18 protein-coding genes, 1 tRNA gene and 1 pseudogene are annotated in these 20,874 nt (G+C 72.6%); 12 read left to right on the forward strand and 8 right to left on the reverse strand.

What is annotated here, in order from left to right:
* Positions 1–5: 5 nt before the first annotated feature.
* The 7 genes from glgP to D6718_03975 form a co-directional block, all read right to left on the reverse strand.
* Entirely contained in the window at positions 6–2,156 is a 2,151-nt protein-coding gene (gene glgP / locus D6718_03945) for an alpha-glucan family phosphorylase (protein RMG47278.1), read from the reverse strand.
* A 366-nt stretch (positions 2,157–2,522) separates the two neighbouring features.
* A tRNA-Leu gene (locus D6718_03950) sits at positions 2,523–2,609 on the reverse strand.
* A 33-nt stretch (positions 2,610–2,642) separates the two neighbouring features.
* Complete coding sequence (secG, locus tag D6718_03955; GenBank protein ID RMG47279.1) at positions 2,643–3,107, reverse strand: preprotein translocase subunit SecG; 465 nt, start codon at positions 3,105–3,107, stop codon at positions 2,643–2,645.
* Positions 3,108–3,110: 3 nt separating this feature from the next.
* Positions 3,111–3,890 (reverse strand): triose-phosphate isomerase, encoded by a 780-nt coding sequence (locus D6718_03960; protein ID RMG47280.1) that lies wholly within the window; start codon positions 3,888–3,890, stop codon positions 3,111–3,113.
* An 8-nt stretch (positions 3,891–3,898) separates the two neighbouring features.
* Positions 3,899–5,092 carry a phosphoglycerate kinase gene (locus tag D6718_03965; GenBank protein ID RMG47281.1) on the reverse strand — a complete coding sequence of 398 codons (1,194 nt, stop codon included), beginning with the start codon at positions 5,090–5,092 and terminating at the stop codon, positions 3,899–3,901.
* Positions 5,089–6,162: a type I glyceraldehyde-3-phosphate dehydrogenase gene (locus D6718_03970; GenBank protein ID RMG47282.1), complete on the reverse strand. Its 1,074-nt coding sequence runs from the start codon at positions 6,160–6,162 to the stop codon at positions 5,089–5,091. Before D6718_03970 ends, D6718_03965 begins: the two co-directional genes overlap by 4 nt.
* 58 nt (positions 6,163–6,220) lie before the next feature.
* Positions 6,221–7,591: a HEAT repeat domain-containing protein gene (locus D6718_03975; GenBank protein RMG47283.1), complete on the reverse strand. Its 1,371-nt coding sequence runs from the start codon at positions 7,589–7,591 to the stop codon at positions 6,221–6,223.
* A gap of 291 nt (positions 7,592–7,882) precedes the next feature.
* Between D6718_03975 and D6718_03980 the strand changes: the two genes are divergently transcribed.
* The 9 genes from D6718_03980 to atpF all read left to right on the forward strand — a co-directional run bounded on the left by D6718_03980 (position 7,883) and on the right by atpF (position 14,323).
* On the forward strand, positions 7,883–8,446 hold the full coding sequence (locus D6718_03980) for a hypothetical protein (GenBank protein RMG47284.1): 564 nt from the start codon (positions 7,883–7,885) through the stop codon (positions 8,444–8,446).
* 181 nt (positions 8,447–8,627) lie between these two features.
* Positions 8,628–8,924 carry a DUF192 domain-containing protein gene (locus D6718_03985; GenBank protein ID RMG47285.1) on the forward strand — a complete coding sequence of 99 codons (297 nt, stop codon included), beginning with the start codon at positions 8,628–8,630 and terminating at the stop codon, positions 8,922–8,924.
* Entirely contained in the window at positions 8,921–10,036 is a 1,116-nt protein-coding gene (locus tag D6718_03990; protein ID RMG47286.1) for a hypothetical protein, read from the forward strand. Before D6718_03985 ends, D6718_03990 begins: the two co-directional genes overlap by 4 nt.
* A gap of 311 nt (positions 10,037–10,347) precedes the next feature.
* Positions 10,348–11,970 carry an NADH-quinone oxidoreductase subunit M gene (locus D6718_03995; protein RMG47287.1) on the forward strand — a complete coding sequence of 541 codons (1,623 nt, stop codon included), beginning with the start codon at positions 10,348–10,350 and terminating at the stop codon, positions 11,968–11,970.
* On the forward strand, positions 11,885–12,265 hold the full coding sequence (locus D6718_04000) for an AtpZ/AtpI family protein (protein ID RMG47288.1): 381 nt from the start codon (positions 11,885–11,887) through the stop codon (positions 12,263–12,265). The genes D6718_03995 and D6718_04000 overlap by 86 nt, the downstream gene beginning before the upstream one ends.
* Positions 12,262–12,573, forward strand: coding sequence for a hypothetical protein (locus D6718_04005; protein ID RMG47289.1), 312 nt, complete (start codon positions 12,262–12,264; stop codon positions 12,571–12,573). Before D6718_04000 ends, D6718_04005 begins: the two co-directional genes overlap by 4 nt.
* Complete coding sequence (gene atpB, locus D6718_04010) at positions 12,533–13,402, forward strand: ATP synthase F0 subunit A (protein RMG47290.1); 870 nt, start codon at positions 12,533–12,535, stop codon at positions 13,400–13,402. The genes D6718_04005 and atpB overlap by 41 nt, the downstream gene beginning before the upstream one ends.
* Before the next feature lie 101 nt (positions 13,403–13,503).
* On the forward strand, positions 13,504–13,767 hold the full coding sequence (locus D6718_04015; protein RMG47305.1) for a F0F1 ATP synthase subunit C: 264 nt from the start codon (positions 13,504–13,506) through the stop codon (positions 13,765–13,767).
* Positions 13,768–13,777: 10 nt separating this feature from the next.
* Positions 13,778–14,323, forward strand: coding sequence for an ATP synthase F0 subunit B (gene atpF, locus D6718_04020; GenBank protein ID RMG47291.1), 546 nt, complete (start codon positions 13,778–13,780; stop codon positions 14,321–14,323).
* Between the two features lie 31 nt (positions 14,324–14,354).
* Here atpF and D6718_04025 read toward each other — a convergent pair whose 3' ends face one another.
* Entirely contained in the window at positions 14,355–15,173 is an 819-nt protein-coding gene (locus tag D6718_04025; protein RMG47292.1) for a hypothetical protein, read from the reverse strand.
* On the opposite strand from D6718_04025, the gene D6718_04030 reads away from it, so the two are divergent.
* From D6718_04030 to D6718_04040, 3 genes and pseudogenes are all read left to right on the forward strand, one after another.
* Positions 15,172–17,208: a PEGA domain-containing protein gene (locus tag D6718_04030; protein ID RMG47293.1), complete on the forward strand. Its 2,037-nt coding sequence runs from the start codon at positions 15,172–15,174 to the stop codon at positions 17,206–17,208. The genes D6718_04025 and D6718_04030 overlap by 2 nt on opposite strands.
* Positions 17,209–18,054: 846 nt before the next feature.
* Positions 18,055–19,575: pseudogene (locus tag D6718_04035) on the forward strand (PEGA domain-containing protein).
* Positions 19,576–19,938: 363 nt separating this feature from the next.
* Entirely contained in the window at positions 19,939–20,835 is an 897-nt protein-coding gene (locus D6718_04040; protein ID RMG47306.1) for a PDZ domain-containing protein, read from the forward strand.
* Positions 20,836–20,874 lie beyond the last annotated feature (39 nt).

Raw genomic sequence — 20,874 nt, forward strand, 5'->3', positions numbered from 1 at the left:
CTCGCTCAGCCGCGGCGATCCGCGCGGGCCAGCGGCGCGTACGCCCGCTCCGAGTACTCGCGGACCATGCGCCGCGCCGAGAAACGGGGCAGCAGGTTTTCCAGGGCCGCGCGCATCCGCGCGATCCAGGCCCGCGGAAGCCCCTCGCCATCGCGCTCGTAGAAGAGCGGTGCGATTTCGTTCTCGAGCAGCGAGTACAGAGAAGCGGCGTCCTGCTCGTCCCGGGCGGCCTCGTCGAGATTCGCGTCGGGAGGCGGTCCGATCGTCCAGCCCGCATTCTCCGCCGCCGCTTCGAGCCACCAACCGTCGCCGACGGAGGCGTTGAGCACCCCGTTGGCGGCCGCCTTCTGGCCCGACGTTCCGCACGCCTCGAGGGGTGGGCGGGGCGTGTTGAGCCAGACGTCCACCCCCTGAACGAGGGCCCGCGCGATCCGGAGGTCGTAGTTCTCCAGAAACACGATCCGGCCCCGGAACTCGTCCGATTGCGCATGGCGGTAGAGCTGCGCGATGAGATCCTGTCCCTCCCGGTCCGCGGGGTGCGCCTTCCCGGCGAAGAGGATCTGCACCGGCCGTTCGGGGTGGCCGACGATCGCCCGCAACCGCCCCACGTCGCGGAAGAGCAGTCCCGCCCGCTTGTACAGGGCGAAGCGCCGGGCGAAGCCCAACGTCAGGACGGCGGGATCGAGCTGCCGGTCGATGCGCGCCAGATCCGGCGGCGCAGCCCCGTGCCGGGCGTGCATCCGGCGGAGGTTTTCGCGGGCGATCCGGATGAGCCGCCCCTTCTGAGCCTCGTGGGCGCGCCACAGGGCCGCATCGTCGATCGAGGCGAGCGCCTCCCGCCAGGCGGCGCCCCCGCGATCCGCGATCGAGCTCCAGCGGGCCCCGAGCCGCTCTTCGAACAGTGACCGCAGGTCGGAGCCGAGGAAGCTCTCCGTGTGGATGCCGTTGGTCACCGAGACAATGGCATCGGGGGCATCTCCGAGGAGGGGACGCCACATCGACGAGCTGACCTCCTGGTGCTTCCGGCTCACCGCGTTGCGGAACGAGGCCCCCCGCAGGGCGAGCGCCGTCATGTTGAACGGCGCCTCTTCCTCGCTGCCGGCGCGGCCCAGAGCGAGCAGCTCCTCCGCCGGAACGCCGAGACGGTCCGCCCAGGGAGCGACGTACCGGCGGGCCAGCGCGTCGGCGAACGTTTCGTTGCCGGCGGGGACGGGCGTGTGCGTCGTGAAGACCGTGTTGGCGGCGACGCGCCGCCACGCGGAGGCCAACGGCTCGCCGGCTCGAAGCTCCCGCGCCAGACGTTCGAAGAGAACGAAAGCCGAATGCCCTTCGTTGAGGTGCCAGACGGCCGGCTCGATCCCGAGCGCCGCCAGCGCCCGCACCGCGCCGAAGCCGAGCACCCATTCCTGGCACAGGCGCATCTCACGGCCCCTCACGTAGAGGAGATGGGTGATCGGCCGGTCCTCCGGGGCGTTCTCGGGGAGGTCCGAGTCGAGCAGCAGGAGGGGCACGCGCCCCACCTGCAGCTTGTGGACCGCCAGCCGCACCTCCCGGTCGAGAAGGGGCACGCTCACCGCCAGCGGACGGCCGTCCCGGCCGAGCACGCGCTGGATCGGGAGGATCGAGGGGTCGATGTCGGGGTGGAAGTGCTGCTGGCGCCCGTCGGCGTCGAGCGTTTGCCGGAAGTAGCCGCGGCGGTAGAGAAGACCGATCCCGATGAGCGGCAGGCCGATGTCGGAAGCCGCCTTCAGATGGTCCCCCGAGAGGATCCCGAGGCCGCCCGAGTACAGTGGGAGGCTCTCGTGAAGACCGAACTCGGTCGAGACGTACGCCACGACCCCTCCGGGTTCGGCGCCGGTGGAAGCTTCCCGGGGAGCACCCAGATCCCGATCGAAGGCGCCCAGGACCGTATCGAACGCGGCGCGAAACGCCTCGTTCGTCTCGAGCGCCCGCCAGGTCCGCGGCTCCAGCTCCAGCAGCACGCCGACGGGGTTGCGGTGCCGGGCCCACAGCTCCGGATCCAGGCCGGAGAAGAGCTGGCGGGCCGCCGGCTGCCACGTCCACCACAGGTTGTACGCGAGTTCCGCCAGCCGCTCGAAACCGGGCGGGAGCGTGAGGTCCACGAGGGTCAGGCTGGGGATCGCCAGGGGGTCCATCGTCTCGCCTCGTCCGCCGCGCCGCGGCCGGCGCAGTGTACCCGCCTCGGGGCGGTCCGCGGCCGTTCGCCACAACCAGGGTTGCGGGGGGGGCGCGGACGCCGTATCAGCCTTCCGTCAGCCCCGTCCGGGGGTGGGGGCCTGCCCCTGGACCGTTTTGCTCAGGGGATGAAGCTGCGCCGCGGACGCCGGCCGGCGGAATCGCGACCGACCCCCCGGAAGCGGGCCGGCTCCGTGGACCCGGCTCGGGGCCGCCCCCGGCCCCGGCTCGGGAGGGGCGGCCGGACGGCATCCGCCACGGCCGGCCGCTCCGGCAGTCATCGCCGTCCCGCTCGCTACGTGGGGGGATCCGGGTCCGGGATCGGTTGGTGCCGAAGGCGAGACTCGAACTCGCACGGGGTTGCCCCCACATGGCCCTCAACCATGCGCGTCTGCCAATTCCGCCACTTCGGCACCTGCGTGGCTGGACGCCTCTAGTCTAGCAAATCACTCGCCCGGCGCAGGGGCCTGCTCCGGCTGCCCCGCGGGCGCGGTCTCGCCCTCCGCCGGGCTCTCGGCGGCGGGCGTTCCTCCCTGGTCCGACGGGGCCTCCCCGGCGGGCGCCTGCTCCGGCACCTCCGGTGCGGCCGGCGTTTCGACCGGGACGGGCTCGGGGGCGCTCTCCATCACGGAGGAGCCGCCCGGCTGGCTGAGGAAGAACAGCCCCAGGGACGTGAGCATGAAGACCACCGCCGACCAGGTCGTCGCCTTGCTCAGAACGTTGCTCGCTCCCCGAGGCCCGAAGACCGCCTGGGAGCCGGAGCCGCCGAAAGCGCTGGCGATATCGCCGCCCTTTCCCGTCTGCAGCAGCACGACGAGGATCAGGAAAATCGACACGAGGATGTGCAGAGCGAGAACCACGGCGTACACGGCACGCCTCCCGCGCCCCTGCCGGGGCGCCGAAACCGCCAAAACCTAGCACGAGCCGGAGCCGCAGGCGAGGACGATCCGGTGGAACGGCTCCGCCTCGAGGCTCGCTCCGCCCACCAGGAAGCCGTCGACGTGGGGTTGGGCGAACAATCCGGCCGCCGATTCCGGCTTCACCGAGCCCCCGTAGAGGATGCGGGTCGCCTCGGCCACGGCGGGCCCGGCGACGGCCGCGAGGATGTCCCGCACGAACGCCTGCGTGGCGCCCGCCAGCTCCGGGGTCGCCACCCTCCCGGTGCCGATGGCCCAGACCGGCTCGTAGGCGACCACCAGCTCGTCTCCGGAGCCGAGCCGAACCTCCGAGAGACCCTGGCGCAGCTGCGCTTCCAGGACCGGCTCGGTCCGCTGGGATTCGCGCTGGTTCTCGCTCTCTCCGATGCACAGGATCGGCACCAGTCCGGCGCGGCGCGCCGCAGCGACCTTCCTCGCGATGAAGCGATCGGTCTCGCCGAACTGCTGCCGCCGCTCCGAGTGGCCGACGATCACGTACCGGCAACCGGCTTCCTCGAGCATCGGGGCCGACACTTCGCCGGTGACCGGACCCGAAGGCTCGGAGTGGCAGTTCTGTGCCGCGAGAGCGAGACCGAGCCGCTCCGCGCTCTCGGCCACCGCGGCGAGCGCCGTGAACGGTGGCGCGACGGCGACCTCCACGCCGGACGGCCACGGCTCGGCCTCGAGGCGTTCGCCCAGTGCCGCGCACCAGTGCCGGGCCGCCCGGCGCGTGTGATTCATCTTCCAGTTGGCGACGACCAGGGGGCGGCGGCTCATCGCGCGCCTCACGCCCGGCTCAGCGCGGCGACGCCGGGGAGCTCGACCCCGGAGAGCAGCTCCAGCGCCGCGCCCCCGCCGGTGGAGACGTGGTCATAGCGCTCGTCGAGTCCGAAGCGCCGGGCCGCGGCGGCGGTGTCGCCCCCGCCGAGGACGCGGAACGCGGGGAGCTCGGCCAGGTGAGCGGCGATCGCGCGCGTTCCCTGATCGCACCCCGGCGCCTCGAACAGCCCCAGCGGGCCGTTCCACAGAACGGTGCGGACGCTGTCGTCGAGCCGCGAGGAGAACAGCTCGATCGTCTTCGGCCCGATATCGACCCCGATCCGTCCCTCGGGAATGGCGGCGTCTGCGGTCGTTTCCAGACCCTCCGCCGCGCGCCCTTCGATCCGCGAGGCGGTGAGGTGGTCCTCCGGCAACACGACCTCCACGCCACGCTCTCGGGCACGCTCGAGCAACTGCCGGGCGAGATCGACTCGGTCGGTCTCGACCCGTGACGCGCCCACCGGGACGCCGCGGGCACGCAGGAAGGTGTAGGCCATCGCTCCGCCGATCAGCAGAACGTCCACGCGGGAGAGCAGCTGCTCGATCAACGGGATCTTGTCGGAGACCTTCGCGCCCCCGAGGATCGCGGCATAGGGATGCTCCGGCGCCTCCACGAGCCGGCCGAGGGCGCGGAGCTCCCGGTCCATGAGGAATCCGGCCGCGCCCCCTCCGAGGACCTCCGGCACACCGACGACCGAGGCATGAGGCCGGTGTGCGGCGCCGAACGCGTCGTTGACGTACAGCGAAGCGGGCCGCGCGAGCTCGCGGGCGAACTCGGGGTCTCCCTTCGTCTCCCCCTCGTGGAAGCGGAGATTCTCGAGAAGCAGCAGGTCCCCGTCACGCAACCGCTCCGCCATGGCGGCCACCTCGGGGCCGACGCAGTCGGGCGCCAGGGGAACCTCCCGCCCCAGGAGTTCCGACAGGCGGCGCGCCACCGGAGCCAGGCTCATCTCCGGGATCCGCTTGCCCTTCGGGCGCCCCAGATGGCTCGCGCACAGCACCCGCGCGCCGCGCTCGGAGAGGTGGCGGAGGGTCGGCAGGGCCGCCCGGATCCGGCGGTCGTCGGTGATCGTGCCGCCCTCGAGGGGGACGTTGAAATCGACGCGGCAGAAGACGGTCCTTCCGGTGACATCGAGATCGGTGACCAGCTTGCACCTCACGTTCCACCTCCCCGTCCCGCTCCGGGGAACGACCCGGCCAGGACGCGCAGCAGATCGGCGACCCGATTCGCGTAACCCCACTCGTTGTCGTACCAGGCGACGACGCGCAGCAGGCGATCGCCCGGCCGCTCCACCAGCAGGAGATCCACCACCGCCGAATGCGGGTCCCCGCGGAAGTCGATCGAGACCAGCGGCTCGCCGGTCGTGCCCAGCAGGCCCGCGAGGGCGCCCGCGGCGGGCTGCTCGAACGCCTCGGCGATCCGCGACCGGTCCGGCAGGGGACCCCTCGTGTGAGCGACGATCTCCACGAGGCTCACCGTCGCGGTCGGAACCCGCACGGCGAGGCAGCTGAGCCGGCCGGCCAGGGCCGGGAGCACCTCCACCAGCCCGCGGGCCGCGGAGGTCGTGGTCGGGATCATCGAAAGCAGGGCCGAGCGGCTCCGGCGGGGATCGGGGTGCGGTCCGTCGATCGTCGGCTGCGAACCGGTCGTGCAATGGACGGTGGTCATTTCGGCCGCCTCGATCCCGAACCGCTCGTCGATCACCGCCAGCGGGAGAGCCGCGGCGTGCGTGGTGCAGGACGCCAGCGACACGACCCGCGCTCCGCGCACTCGGGAGGCGAGGGAGCGCCACCCCTCCCGCGCGTCGATCCAGGGACGGCCCCCCTCGACACCGGGAACGACGGTGAGATCGGCGTCGCCCGAAACGGCGGTGACGATCACCAGGCCGTCCCCGCCGGCGAGATGCTCTCTCGCCCGTCCGCCCTGCGTGAACCGCCCCGTCGCCTCGATCACGACCGACACCTCGTGGCGCCGCCAGAACGAGGCGCAGGGTTCCGCCGCCGAACCGAAGGCCAGTTCGCGCTCGCCGACCACCAGCCGGTCGCCGTCCAGGGCTTCGACCCGCCCGGGAAAGGGGCCGTGGATGCTGTCGTGCCGGAGAAGGTGCGCCACCGCGGCCGCCCCGGCGCGGTCGTTCACCGCCACCACCGTCACTTCCGGGTCGTCCCGCAGCAAGCGAAGGAGGGCGCGGCCGATCCGGCCCGCCCCGTTCAATCCCACTCGCAGCATCGGCGCCCCCTTCGGCGTTCCGCCGCCGGCGCGAGGCTCCCATCCTGACACGGAAGCTTCAGCCGAGCAGCGTTCCCCGGCTCTCCGCCCCGGGCAGTCGCGGGAGCGGCCGCTTCCGCGTCCGCCGCGGCAGCCCGAGGATCTCGATGGCCGCGCGCCTTTCGGCCGGAGGCAACGCCGACAGCCGCCGGTCGGTGCGGCGCAGGCGCTCCCGCCGGGCGAGTTCGAGCACCGCCTCCCGCAACGCCAGACGCGACAGGCCGCGCGAGCGCTTGTAGGCGCGGAGAAGGGAGGGGAGCTCGCGAGGCGTTCCAATCGCCCCCGCCGCCTCGGCGAGTTCGGTCCGCACGGCGAACCGCGGGTCTTCGAGGATGCGCACGAGATCCGCGACCGCAAGACGCGAACCGGCGCGGGCCAGAGCGAGGTGGGCCCGCTGCCGCACCTCGTCCAGTTCGCCGGGACCGTCGCGCTCGGGGCCCTGGGCCAGCCGCTCGATCAGCCGCGCCAGCCGGCTCAGGAGGGAACGGCTGCCGGCGGCCTCCGCCACTTCCACCAGGGCCAGCAGGGGGATCGGCTCCTCCACGCTCTCGAGGAACCCCGCCACCGGGCTGAGCTGCCGGGGTGACATCTCCTGCAGGACGAGGGTCACGCGGCGGGCGTACTCGCGATCCTGCGGCCGGGCCAGCATCGCTCTCACGGCCGGCTCCACGATCGCGCCGCCACCCCGGGCGAGGAGCGTGACAGCCCGATGCCACGTCGCGAGACGGCGGGAGGCGAGATCCTCCAAGAGCCGGTCCAGCGCCCACGGCTCGAGCCGCGCCGGCCATGGCGCGTCGAGCATCCGGCGCGCCTTCCGGGCCACCGCCGGCTCGGGGCTCCGGGCGAGCCGGGTCAGGAGGGCACGGACCGCATCCGCCGTCTCCTCCTCCACCAGCCACGGGAAGACGTCCATCGCCGCCATGCGCGGTCGGGGATGCTCTTCCGGATCGGCGAGGCGGTCGAGGAGGGGGCGCAGCGCCGTGTCGTGTCCCGTCAGCACCAGACGGACGAGCGATCGCACGGCGATCGTCCGGACGCCGACGTGCGACTCGCGCCCCAGGAGCCGGGCGAGCGCCGGTACGGACAGAGCGGAGGGGAAGCGGGCCAGAGCCCCGGCCGCGCGCTGGCGCACGCGCCAGGAGGGATCGTGCAGAAGGCTGGCCAGGGGAGCCGCCGCCCGCCGGTGCCCCGACAGGGCCAGCAGCGAGATCGCGCGAAGCCGGACGCTCTCGTCGTCCGCCTCCAGGCTTGCCAGAAGGTGAGGCAGGGCGGCGTCCCCCGCCTTGATCAACGCCTCCTTGGCCCGTTCCACCGCGGCCGCGTCGGTCGAACCGAGCTCGCGAACCCACTTCGCGAGCGCGGCGGATCGCTGCCGGGGACGGACCACCATGCGCGCCTCGCCTCCGTGCGGGACAGCGGCGCCCGTCCCGCGACACGGCTTCCCCGTCCGCGCGCACCCGCGCGTTCCCGTGACGCCGAGATTCTCGAATGGGGGCGGCCCAGCGTCCCCGCGGCTCGTGCGGCGGGGATTGTGGCAAAGATCGCCGCCGCCGGTCAAGCCTTCTTCGGCCGGGACCGTTCGCCTGCGGCCGCCCGATTCCCGAAGCGTTTGCGAACCGGAGGGTTGCCCGCCGGACACCTCTTGCCGCCGCCACCGGGCGCGCCGAGATTCCCCCCGGGAATGCGCGCGATCCGTCTCGCCGAACGGAACTTGTGCTGGAGGTCGGCCGCCTTGGCCGGCGTCCTCCTGGCCGTGTGCGCCGGCTGCGCCGAGGAACGCGCCCGGAGGGCGCTGGAGGAAGCGCTCGCGGAGAGCGCCGCAGCCAAGCAAGCGGAGGACGCGGAGTTGCGGGCGCGGCTGCAGGCGATCGTTCGCCGTTGGCCCGGCACCCGCGCCGCGTCCCGGGCCCGGCGAGAGCTAGAATGGCTCGACGATCTGGCCAACGCGAGCGCTCGAGGGCCGGAACTCCGCGCGTGGGACGCCGTGCGCCGCGTGGCGCGTGCCGCGGAGCGGTTCCGCGAGGATCATGGACGCTACCCGCGACGATTCGAGGAGTTGGTGCCGCGCTACCTGCACGGGCCGGTGGTCGATCCGTGGGGCCATCGGATCCGGTACGAGCGGCACGGCGGCGGCTACCGCGTGGTCTGCTACGGGGCCGACGGCTTGCCGGGCGGCGTTGGCGTCTCGAGCGATCTCGTCGCCGCCAACGGGGAGTCGGTCGCGGTGGGCGGGAAGGCGCCGTGACCGTCTTCTCCTTCTCCTCGCGGCTCTCGCGGCGAGCTGCGCGGCCGCGGGAGGAGGCGGGGCCGGTCGGTTCGCCGCGGACCGGCTGAGTGACGACGACCTCGTCGCCGCCTTCACCCCCAGCGGCGGCACGCTCCACCTCGAGGTCGCGCGGAGCGCAGCGAAGCGGGCACGGGGATTGATGTTCCGCGAGGAGATTCCCGACGGCGCCGGCATGCTCTTCGTTTTCGACGAGAGCGACCGGCACCCCTTCTGGATGTACCGCTGCCGCACCGCCCTCGACATCGTCTGGCTCGACGAGGAGTGGCGCGTCCTCCACGTGGCGGAAGAGGTTCCCCCCTGCGCCGAGCGGCCGTGCCCGTCGTACGAACCGCCGGCACCGGCGCGTTACGTCATCGAGGTCGGCCCGGGGAGGGCGCGTCCCCTGGGACTCGTTCCCGGCGCTCGGGTGGTCGTCGAGCGCGAGGAAGGGCGGTGACGGCGATCGGGCTGGTGGCGGCGCTCGCGCTGCCGGCGGCCCCGCAGCAGCCGCCGCCGGCGCCGCCGCCGGTGGTGCGCCGGAAACCGCCCGAACGGTTCGTCGCCCTCGAGCTCCTCTCGGCGATTCCGTCGCGCCTCGGAGAGGAGCTCGGCGAGCCGGACGTGGTCGTCCGCGTTCCCGCCTCCGACTCGGACGCAGCGCTCGAGCGGCAGGCCGCCGGTTGGCTCGAGGAGCTGTTCGCCCCGTTGAACTCGCCGTCTTGCCGGCCGGTCGCTCGCGCCGCCGGGCTTCCCGATCCCGGCGGGATGGCCCGCAAGCTGGCGCGCCTGTGGCCCGCCGGGAGGCCGATCGCCGCGGCGCCGGGCGGTGAGCCGGTGTTGATCCGGCGGACCTATCCTCCGCCATCGGCGACCGACCTGGAGATGCTGCGAACGACCGGGATCCTCCCCGTGGAACTGGCGCTGGCGGGGGAGTGGGCGAGGGCCGTCGGGGCCAGGCACGCCGGGCCGCCACCCGCGGATCCCCTCCTTCGTCACGCCCGCGCGGCGCGTCTCGAGGGCGTGGCGAGGGTGGCCGGGATTCTGGTGGCGCTCGCAAGCGCGGGGCTCGACGCCTCGGCGGTCGGACAGGCGCTCCTCGACGCCGACCGCGACCGGGCGGGGTGGGTGAAAGACCGGCTGTACGCGGGGACGGACCAACCGGTCTACCGGGCCATGCTTCGGGTGCTCCTCGAGGACGGCCCGCGGTGGGCCGCCTACCACGCCGTCCGCGCCGGCACGGCGGGGCTGGTCGCGGCGCTGGAGCGCCCCGGAATCGGACCGCACGTGCTCCTTCGCCCGGGGCTTCCGCCGCCGCGGAGCGAAGCGCCCGACGGGGCCTGCCGGCTCGGCCCGCGCCCGACCGTGGCCCTGGTCGGCCTCCCGGACGATTCGCCGTGGGTCGGCGCCCTGCGGGACGAGTGGATCGAGGTCTCCGGAACCGGGAGCCTCGAAGCGGTTCTCGCTTTCGACGGCGAGGCATCGGCGACACGCGCGGCCGCCGATCTGTCGGCTCGCGGCTGCCGCGCAACGGCGGCGGGCCGGCGCGTCACCGCTTCCTGCCGCCCCTGATCCCTCGCCCTCGCGCCTGCCGCGGAGTTCGCCCCGGACCGGGCGCGCCGTTCACCCTTCGATCGACCCGCGCGCGGCGCCCGTCCCGCCCGGCCGACCGCCGGGGACGTCCGTTCGGACGCGGTCCGATCCTCCGGGCCGGACACGGCGGGGGGCCGTCCGGTGGCCGCAGAGGCCCTCGCCCCTCCTCCCCGATGCGTCGCGGCTAACGCGCCGCACGGTCCCGGTTCACGCCGCCGCGGCGGTCGATTCGGGGTTGGCGCGGAGCCGGCGTGCGCATAACATGGCGCGTCCTTTCAGGGGGCGCCCTCATGCCGATCCTGTCCTGCATCACCTTCCTGCCCCTCGCGCTCGCCCTGCTCCTCCTCGCGATCCCTGCCCGGAGGGAGAAGGCCGTCGCGCAGGTGGCGACATGGGGTTCGCTGATCCCGCTGGCTCTGTCTCTGGTGGCGCTTTTCCGCTACGACATCGGGGACGGAGGCTTTCAGCTCGTCGAAGCCCGTTCGTGGATCCCGTCGCTCGGTGTTCAGTACAAGCTCGGCGTGGACGGCGTTTCGTTGCTGCTGATCGTCCTCACGAACCTGTTGACGTTCATCGCGCTGATCTCCTCCTGGAGCGCGGTGACGGTGCGGGTGAAGGAGTACTACGTCTCGTTCCTGCTGCTACAGGTCGGGATGCTGGGCACGTTCGCCGCTCTGGACATGTTCCTCTTTTACATATTCTGGGAGCTGATGCTGGTGCCGATGTATTTCATCATCGGCATCTGGGGCGGCGAACGAAAGCTCTATGCGGCGCTGAAGTTTTTCCTCTACACCTTGCTGGGCTCCGTGCTGATGCTGCTGGGGATCATCGCCCTCTACCGGTATTCGGGCGAGGTGTTCGGCGAGGCGACGTTCGATATCGAGAAGCTCCAGCAGCTCGGGGCACACACCGCGGTGTGGCCCCTGGCGCCCTGGGTCTTCCTCGCCCTCTTCCTGGGCTTCGCGGTGAAGGTGCCGCTGTTTCCGTTCCACACCTGGCTCCCTGACGCCCACGTAGAGGCCCCGACGGCCGGGTCGGTGATCCTCGCCGGCGTGCTCCTGAAGATGGGAACCTACGGCTTCTACCGCTTCAGCCTCCCCATCTTCCCCGTCCAGACGGCCGAGAATCTGTGGTGGATGCTGGCGCTCTGCGTCATCGGCGTCGTGTACGGGGCGATGGTGGCCTACGTCCAGAAGGACTGGAAGAAGCTGGTGGCCTACTCATCGGTCAGCCACCTCGGCCTCACCATGCTCGGCTTGTTCGCTCTCAACGTCACCGGCGTCAAGGGAAGCGTGGTGCAGATGATCAACCACGGCATCTCGACCGGAGCGCTGTTCCTCCTGGTCGGGGTGGTGTACGAGCGCCGGCACACCCGGCTGATTTCCGAATACGGTGGGCTGGCCAAGGTCATGCCCATTTTCGCCGTCTTCTTCTTCATCATGCTTCTCTCGTCGGCGGGTCTGCCGGGGCTCAACGGCTTCGTGGGCGAGATCACGATCCTCGCCGGTCTGGCGCAGGTTGGCGGGGAGGCCTTCTCCTTCTTCGGCCATGCCCCGTTCTGGTGGGTGGTCCTTTCCGCCACCACGCTGGTGCTCGGGGCGATCTACCTGTTCTGGCTGTGGCAAAAGACGATGTTCGGCGAGTTGACGAACGAGAAGAACCGGGGGCTCGCCGACCTCAGCTGGCGGGAGAAGTGGACGCTCCTTCCGCTCGCCGCGCTGGCGCTGGGAATCGGCCTCTACCCGAAGCCCGTCTTCGACATCATCGAGGCGCCGGTGAACCGGCTCGTCCACGAGCAGGTGGTGCCGGCGCTGAGGCAGGCGGGCAGTGCGGTCGAGCTTCCGGCCGAGACCCTGGCTTCCAGCCGGGAGGGGGGTGCCGGTGGCGCCCGGAAGGCCCGGCAATCGCCCTGAACGACCGGTTGCGCCGAAGGGTGGATCTGGTAGGATTCCCCGCCCCGCGGACGATGTCCCGCCGACGCCGGGCGGCACCCTCGCGCGCGTCATCCGACAAGCGGCGCCCTTCCTCGGGGCGGCGTGGACTCTGACCGCGGCGCTCCTGCTGGGAGTGATGGGCGGGCGGTGGCTGGACGGCCGGTGGAACACCGAGCCGTGGCTCACCGCGACCGGGGCGCTGGTGGGACTCGCGGTCGGGTTGTACGAGGTGGCCCGGGTCGCGCTGCGCCTCGGGCAGAAGCGAGGACGGTGACGAGGTTCGGCTGGGCGCTCGACACGCTGGCTGCGTTCGTTTTCGTGTTCGCCGCCTGCGCCGCCGTCGCCTGGCTCGTGCCGGTTCCGGAGGGACCATTCTCGAAACATCTCGGCCGCAGGGGGGTGCGGATGGCCGCTCGCGCGGCGATCGTTCTCGGCACGCTCGCGGCCGGCATCGGTTGCTTCGGCGGCTCGCCGCCGGCCGTGCTAGCGGGCGCGCTGGCCGGCTGGCTCCTGCCGTCGGCGTGGGAGGCGAAGCGGATCCATGATCGGATCGCTGGCACCGATCGCCGTGAGCGGGGCTGAGGCCTTCGATCCGGGCGAGGTGATCATCCACCATGTCGCCAACAGCGACACGTGGGCGTTCGGTACCTCCAAAGCCGTGCTGATGATGGGTCTGGCGGCGGTGCTGGTCGCGGTCGGCATGCTCCGCGCCGCGAGGGGATACGACGGCGATGGGGTCCCCGTGACGCGGTGGGCGCAGATGATCGACCCCTTCGTCCAGCACTTCTACCGGGACATCGCCTGGCAGTACGTCGGCCCCAAATGGGCCCGAAGGGTCACACCCCTGCTGCTGAACTTCTTCTTCTTCATCCTCTGCTGCAACCTTCTGGGGCTCGTACCCCTGTCGGAGATCGCGGCTCTCGTGGGCCACGCCCTCACCGGCCACGAGCCCTTTTTCGCCCACGGAGCGGCCACCGCCACCGGGAATTTCAACGTCACGATGTCGCTGGCGGCGATCACCTTTTTCGCCATCCACCTGTTCGGTATCCGGCAGCAGGGCGTGGTCAAGCACTTCGGGCACCTGCTCGGGCCGCCTGGCGTGCCCGCCTTCGTGAGGCCGCTGCTCTTCGTGATCGAGGTCCTGTCGATGTTCGTCAAGCCATTCGCGCTGACGATGCGACTCGCGGCCAACATGACGGCCGGGCACATGGCGCTCCTCGCCCTGATGTCGATCCCGTTCATCCTGAAGAAGATCTCGGCGGGCGTCGCGCTGGCTTCCGGGTTCGGTGCGGTGGTTCCGCTCGCCGTGGGAATCAGCCTGCTGGAGATCATCGTCTGTTTCGTGCAGGCTTATGTTTTCGCGCTCCTGAGCGGAGTGTTCATCGGTTTGGCGGTTCACGAGCAACATTGACCGTAACTGTGCAGCGCGCCGGACGCTGGGGCGGTTCCGGCCGGAGGACGAGCGCAATGACCACCACGGTTCTCAAGTACCTCGCGGTCACGGCCGTGTTGATGATCCTGTTCGCACCGGGTGTGCTCGCCCAGGAGGGCGGGGGCCTCGAGCTCGGAAAGATGAGTGCCGGATTCGGAGCGGGCCTGTGCGCCATCGGCGCCGGACTCGGTATCGGAAAGCTGGCGGCGGCGGCGGGGGAGGCGATCGCCCGGCAGCCGTCGGCGGCCTCCAGCATCACCGGAGCGGTCAACCTGCCGTTGTTCCTGCTCGAGGGCGTGGCGATCATCGGCCTCGTCGTCTGCCTGCTGATCGTCTTCTCCTGAGGCTCGGGCGATGACGTCGGGACCGCTCGCCGTGTCGATGGCTCTCGCCGCCGCAGAGGCCGGCGGCGAGGGCAATCCGCTCCTCCGCGTCACACCCGGGCTGTGGCTGTGGACGGTCCTGATCTTCCTCCTGCTGCTGGCGGTGCTCTACCGCTTCGGGTGGGGGATGCTGATCGAGAAGCTCGACCAGCGCGACCGGTCCATCCGGGGGGCGATCGAGGAGGCGCGGCGGGAGCGCGAGGAGGCGGCGAAACTCCTCGCCGAGCACGAGCGGCTGCTCGCGGAGACGCGGCGGAAGACCGCCGAGATGGTCGCCGAGGCCCAGCGGGAGGCGAAGTCGGAGCGGCAGCGCATCCTCGCCGAGGCGCGGGCGGAGTACGACAAGACGATCGAGCGCGGCCGTCAGCAGATCGAGCAGGAGACCCGCGCGGCCGTGGCGGAGATCCGGAGGCAAGCCGCCGAGCTGGCGATCGAAGTCACCCGCCGGATGCTTCCGGAACTCCTCGACGCCGAACGTCACCGCGCCCTGGCGGAGAAGTTCGTCTCGGAGCTGTGAGGAGCGGAAGACGTGGCGCGGCGCTGCCCCGTCACGGTCCCGGTTCGGCCGGGATGACGGCCGAAACGGCGGTGGCGGCGAGGTAGGCTGCCGCCCGCTCGCGGAGCCACGCCGCCCACCGGTCCAGGAGCGACGGGCTGGTCGCCGCAGGCGCCAGCATCACGCAGAGCACGTCGCGCGTCCGGGGCCCCACCGCGGTTCGCGCGGAATCGGACGTCGGGTTGCCGAAAGGCCCCTCGGCGTCGGCCAGCACCAGCCTCCCCCCGAGGCGGACTTCCGCCTTCCGGATGCCGGGGTAGCTCTCCCCCGGACGGCCGAGCCGCACCTCGATCGTCTCGCCGCGAAGTCGCGCGGTGTCGTAGAGCCCGACCGGAAGGCCGGAGCTGACCGCCCAGAGGTTGCCGAGGTCGACGATGGGGTGGATCCGGGGCAGAGGCTCGCCCCGGAGAACCCGCCGCACGAGGGCTTCCGGGCTGGGGCGGTGACGCGTCGGATCGATTCCGATCGCCCGGTACAGCCTGCGGGCCGGCTGCAGGAGCTCGATCTCCCGGGGGGGCCGGCCCGCGTGAGCTGCGCGGAGACGTTCCTCCGCGGCGACCATCTCCCGCTCCAGTTCGGCGGCCGCCTCGGTCTCGCAACCCGTCAGTTCCACGAGCGCCAGCCCGAGGCAGCCGGCCAGCTTCGGGTGCCGCCGAACCCGCTCGATCCACATCTTCACCCTCCCCCGCGTCCGTCCCGCTGGCGGGCGCGCCCTCCTCGCGCGCAAATTGACACTCGTGCGGGACCGGCCTAGGCTTGCCCTCCGCTCGACGGTCGCTTCCGCAGCCAGAGCCCCCGCGACAAGGCGCATGTCCTCCAAGACGACGAAGACCTACGGTCGCTACGAGGTCGTCCGGCTGCTCGGCAAGGGGGCCGTGGGTGAAGTCTACCTCGCGAAAGACCCCGCGCTCGACCGGCTCGTCGCCATCAAGACGCTGCCGTCGCTCGCCGCGCTGCCGCCGGGCGAGCGGCGGGAGGTCGCCGCACGGTTCACCCGCGAGGCGCGGGCGGCCGCAGGACTGACCCACCCCAACATCGTCACCATCTACGACGTCGGCGAACAGGACGGCGTGCCCTACATGGCGATGGAGTACCTGGAGGGCACGACGCTGGACCGGCACACGCGTCGCGGCCACCTGCTTCCGCCGCAGAAGGTGCTCGAGATCGGGATCCAGGCCGCGGTGGCACTGGCGCGGGCCCACGCCGCCGGGATCGTCCACCGGGACGTCAAGCCGGCGAACCTGGTGCTCCTGCCGGACGGCACGGTGAAGATCACCGACTTCGGTCTCGCGAAGGACCCGGGTACCGGACTCACTGCCCAGGACGACATCCTCGGAACGCCGAATTACATGGCGCCGGAGCAGATCGCCGGCAGGACGATCGACGGGCGGGCGGATCTGTTCTCGCTGGCGGTGACCCTCTTCGAGCTGCTCACGGGAGAGCTTCCCTTTCCCGGGGATTCCGTCTCGTCGGTTCTCTACCGGATCGTGAACGAGCCGCCTCGCAAACTCCGAGACGTTGCCCCCGACTTGCCGGAGGATCTCGAGCGCCTGCTCGAGCGGATGATGGCCAAGGACCCGGCGAAACGCCTGCCCACCGGCGACGAGTTCGCCGCCGCCCTCCAGCGGATCCTCGAGCGGATGGGTGGCGTCCCGTCCGACCTCGTCCTGCCGGCGCCGGCGGCGCCGCGGCGGGACGGCGCCGCGCGGTCGAAGGCACCGGACGGCTCCGAGTCGCCGCGTCGGCGCCGGACCGGACTCTGGATCGCCGGCGCGCTCGCCGCCGGTCTCGCGGGGGTCGCGGCCTTGTGGACGGCGCCGCGATGGGCGGGCAGCGATCCGCTGGCGTCGGTGCGGCCGGGGATCGAGGCGAGACTCAGCGCGTGGCTCGGGCCGCTGGCGGAAAGACTCCGCCTCGCCCCGCCCCCGCTCCGGATTCCGGTCGAGAGCGATCCGCCGGGGCTTCCTCTCGTGCTGGCCTCACCGGCGGAGCGGGAGGGACCGGGTGAGGTCCGCCTCGAAAGCGGAGCCCACGGGGTCGCCCTGCTGATTCCCGCCTGGCGGCGCGAGCCGGTGGAGATCCGCGTGGACGACCCGTGCCGGGAAGGTCGCGCGATCATCGATCCGGCGGCACCTCCCGAGGCGGTGGTGGTGCGTGCAGCTCCGCGGCGCGCGACGTTGCCGGTGGACAGCGATCCCCCCGGCGCCTCGATCCAGGTCGACGGGACCGCTCTCGGCAAGACCCCGGCGCGGATCACCCTCGAGCTTTGCCGGGAGCACACCGTCGTGCTCGCGGCGCCGGGGCGCGTCCCGGCCAGGCTGCGGCTGCCGCCCGCGCAAGACCCGGGCGCGTGGGCCGCTCAGCTCGCCGGCGTCGCGCTCGCGAGCATCCCGGACGGGAGGCTGGTGATCCCGCGCGCGCCCTATCCGGTCGACGTCGTCGATCGAGCCACCGGGAGGCGGATCGGCCGGGCGGGGGACACACTCGCGCTCCGTCCCGGCCGCTACCGGCTGCGCCTCCGCAATCCCGATCTCCTGTACGAGGCGCTGGCGACCGCGACCGTGCGGGCCGGCGAGACGGAGACGCTGGAGGTCGAGTATCCGGGACTCGCCTACCTCACGGTCCGCTCGGTGCCGTTCGACGCCCCGGTGGCGGTGCGGCCGGTCGGCCGGGCCGGCCGGTGGGTGGAGCTGGGCCGGACCACCCTCGAGCGCCGTCCCCTCGCCGCCGGAGCCTACGAAGTCCGCGTGGAGCACCCCGCCACCGGGCGCGCCGTTCTTCGCGAGGTGAACCTGGAAGACGGCGCGGCGGTGCGGCTCGACATCAAGCCCGCGGACTGGCAGTGATCCCTCCGGCTGCCCGCCGCCCCCGCACCGGATTATGATCGGGAGCGTGCGAGACCCGGGTACCGGCATCGGGGGGAGAATCGTCCGGCGGCTGTGGTTCGCCGCGGCGGCTCTGGCGGCGGGCATCCCGGCGGCCTTCGGCGCGCCGGCCGACTTCGCCGCACGCCGGTTCCGCGCGGCCGTCGAGCTGGAGAAAGCGGGTCAACTGGAAGAGGCCCGCCGCGCGTACCGGCAGATCGTCGACATGGAAGGGGCCGAGGCGTGGGCCGACGATGCGCTGCTCGCCCTCGCGCGGCTCGCCTGGCCCGTGGACGACCCGGAACAGCTCGCCGATCCCCCGGCCGGCGTCGGGGCGGCGACGGAGGCGCGTGGCTACCTCGAAGCCCTCCGGCAGCGATATCCGGACAGCGACGCCGCGCCGGAAGGGCTCTGGCGCCTGGCTCTGCTTCACCTGCTCCCCGCCCCGGAGCACTACGACCGAGAGAAGGCGACGGCTCTGCTGATGACGCTTCCGGTGGTCTACCCGGATTCGCCGCGGGTCCCCGACGCGCTCGAACTGGCGGCGCGCCTCCAGCTCGCCGCGGGCCGAACGGCGCTGGCCGGGAAGCTCGCCTTCCGCCTCCGCGCCGACTGGCCGGACGACCCCCGTGCCGCGGGCGCGGCCCTGACGCTCGCGCGCGTCGCCTTGGCGGAGGGCCGCGCGGAGGAAGCCCTGGTGGAGCTGGGGCGCGCCCGGCGTCTCGACCGCGGAACGCGGGTCGCGGCCGCCGCGCTGGACTTGGCCACACTGGTCGACCGGATCCGGTTCGGCACGCAGCGGAGCGAACCCCTCTACCGGCCGGCCGGATGGCTGACCCTCCCCGAGCGGGCGGCCGACCTCGCGGCCGACGACGACGGCCGCCTGTATGCCGCCCTGCCCCGGAGCGGCCAGGTGCTCGCGATCGAGCCGGATGGCGGCCAGCGCTCCGTCGAGGCGCCGGGGATCGCAGCGGTCGCGGTCGATGCCTGGGGCCGGCTGTGGACGGCGGGCGACGCCGGGGTGCGGGCTCCGGGAGGGGTGTCGTTCCCGCTGCCCGATCGCAGCGACCCCGTGGCCCTGGCACCGGTCGCGCCCGGCGCGGTTTGGGTCGTCGATCGCCGGCAACATGCCGTGTTGCGGGTCGAGGCCGGGGCCGGTGTCGTCGCCCGGGCCGCCCTGCCGTCGCGGTCCGACCCCGTCCGCGTGATCGGCTCGCCCGACGGCGGGGCGGTGATCCTTCTCGAAGCCAAGACTCCCATGATCGTCGCCGTGGCCGCCGACGGGAAGTCGGCGCTTCGGATCAGCCTGGGCAACCTCGCACGGGATCCGGTCGACATCGACCGGGACGAGCTCGGCGACATCTACGTTCTCGACGCGCGGGCGCCCCAGGTCCTGCTGCTCTCGCCCCGTGGAGAGGTGATCGCCCGCCTGCCCCTGCCCGCGGAAGGGGAACACAGCCTCGCGCGCGCCGCCTGCCTCGCCGTGGATCGGAGCGGGAGGATCGCCGTCCACGAGACGCGGAGGAGAGGTCTTCAGTGGTTCCAGTGAAGGCGGTCTTCGGGTGGGCCCTGCTCCTGGCGGCCTTCGCGCCGGGAGCGGTTCCGGCTGCCGCTCCCACGGACGAGGCCCGCGAACTCGTCGAGAAGGCGCGGGCCGCCTTTCTCGACGTGAAGTTCGACGAGGCCAAGGCGAACGCCGAAGCCGCCCTCTCGCTGCTGGAAGGCGAGGACGCCACCGCGCCGGAGGTGCGCCGGCTTCTGGTCGAAGCCTGGGATGTCCTGGTCCATGCGCGCTACGGCCTCGGCGACGAGGAGGGAGCGCGCGAGGCGATCGACCGGGCGCTCGCGCTCGATCCCGCCTTCGCGGTCGATCCGGCGACCGCCGGCCCGAAGCTCGCCGAGCTCGTCGCGTCGCGTCGCCGTGACCTGATCGGAACGATCGAAGTGGAATGCCACCCGGCCCCCTGCACCGAGGTGCTCGTGGACGGGATCGCCGCGACGCCGGCCGATCCCGACCGACCCGGCCGCTTCCTCGTTCCCGCGGGGCGGCACACCCTCACGTTGCGGCGGCGCAACTTCCTCGACGAGAAAGTGGAGGATGTCAACGTCGCGGCCGGCCAGGTGCAGAGCGTGCTGGGCCACCTCCGCCAGGTGGCGCGGGACGTCACGTTCGCCACCGTTCCCGCCGGCGCGCGCGTGCTCTTCGACGGCCGCGAAGTCGGCCGGACGGAGGGCGCCGCCGATGCCGGGTCGAGACCGTTCGTCATCACCGGAGTGGAGCCCGGTCGCCATGTGCTCGTCCTGGAGGCCGACTGCCACGAGCGGTACGAGCAGCGGGTCGACGTCGCCGAGCTGATCCCCGATCCGCTCGATCTGGGGACGATTCGCCTCACCCGCGCCCGCGCCGTCCTCGAGCTGGACTGGGAACGGCCCGAAGGCGTGCTGGCGGTGGACGGGCGGCCCGTCCAGCGGGGTCCCGTCGACGTCTGTCCGGGAAGCCACGAAGTCTCCCTCACGCTCGGGGGCCGTCGCGTGTACGTGGAGCGCGTGGAGGTTCGCAACGGGCAGACGGTGAAGCTCTCGCCGGGTCCCCGACCGACGGTGGCGCTGGTGGGAGAGGCGGCCCGCTTCCGGGAGGCCATCCACGATCGGGGGTGGAACGTGCTGGAGCCCGGCGCCTCGGAGGAATTGAGGCGGGCGCTGGGCGAGAGGATGCACCGCGGAGACGTCCCCGACTTCCCGCGGAAGCTGATCGATCGGGATCCGGCGCTCGCACGTCTCGCGAGAAAGGCGGCGCCCGAGGCCGACCTCGTCGCCGCCTGGATCGACGGCCGCGACATGGTGCGGCCCACCGTCTGGCTGGCCCTGGTGGTTCCGGACCCGGGGATCATCGAGGCGACCGGCTGGCGGCCCGACGATCCGGCAGCCGAAACCGCGACCCTCGGGGTGTTCGCGGTGAGCCTCCCGGCGCAGCGAACCTACCTGGGTTTCGACCTGGTGGAGCGCCGCTTCGGTCCCCCGGTGGTGGCCGCGGTGCAGCCGGGTGGTCCCGCCGAAGCCGCCGGCGTCGCGCCCGGAATGGTGCTGACCGCGATCGACGGCCGGCCGGTCGGCTCTGCCGAAGATCTCGCCCGGCTCCGGGCCGTCTTGGCGCCCGGACAACGGGTCGCACTGTCGTTCGGCCTCGGGCGGGAGCCCAAGGTGGTCGAGCTGAAGGCGGAACGGACGCTGGCGGCCCCGAACCCCGCGCGCCTCCACGGCCTTCTCGCGCCGGCTCTCGCGCGGGCACGAAGCCAGCGCCTCGCCGGCGACCCTTGGCAACGGGTCGCGGGCGGCCTGTGGGCGGGCATGATCCTCGCCCGCCTCGGCGAATCGGAGGCCGCCGCGAGGGTGCTCGACCGCACCACGATCGAGCCCGCGCTGGACCCGCCCGGCGATGCGCGCGGCACGGTGCTCTTCGTGCTCGAGCGCCTGTTCCGCTCGCTCGCGAACCAGGAGTACGCGGAGGAGCTGCGGGCGCGGAGGTCGCTGCTCGAAGGTGCCCGCTACGGCGGCCGGGACGGCCCGCCCCTCCGGTACGCCGACGCCGAGTCACCGCCGTCTCGTTGACGCGTTCCCCGCGCTTTCCGTACAATCCGCCCCACGCCC

The organism is Acidobacteriota bacterium, from assembly GCA_003696075.1.
Lineage (GTDB): Bacteria > Acidobacteriota > Polarisedimenticolia > J045 > J045 > J045.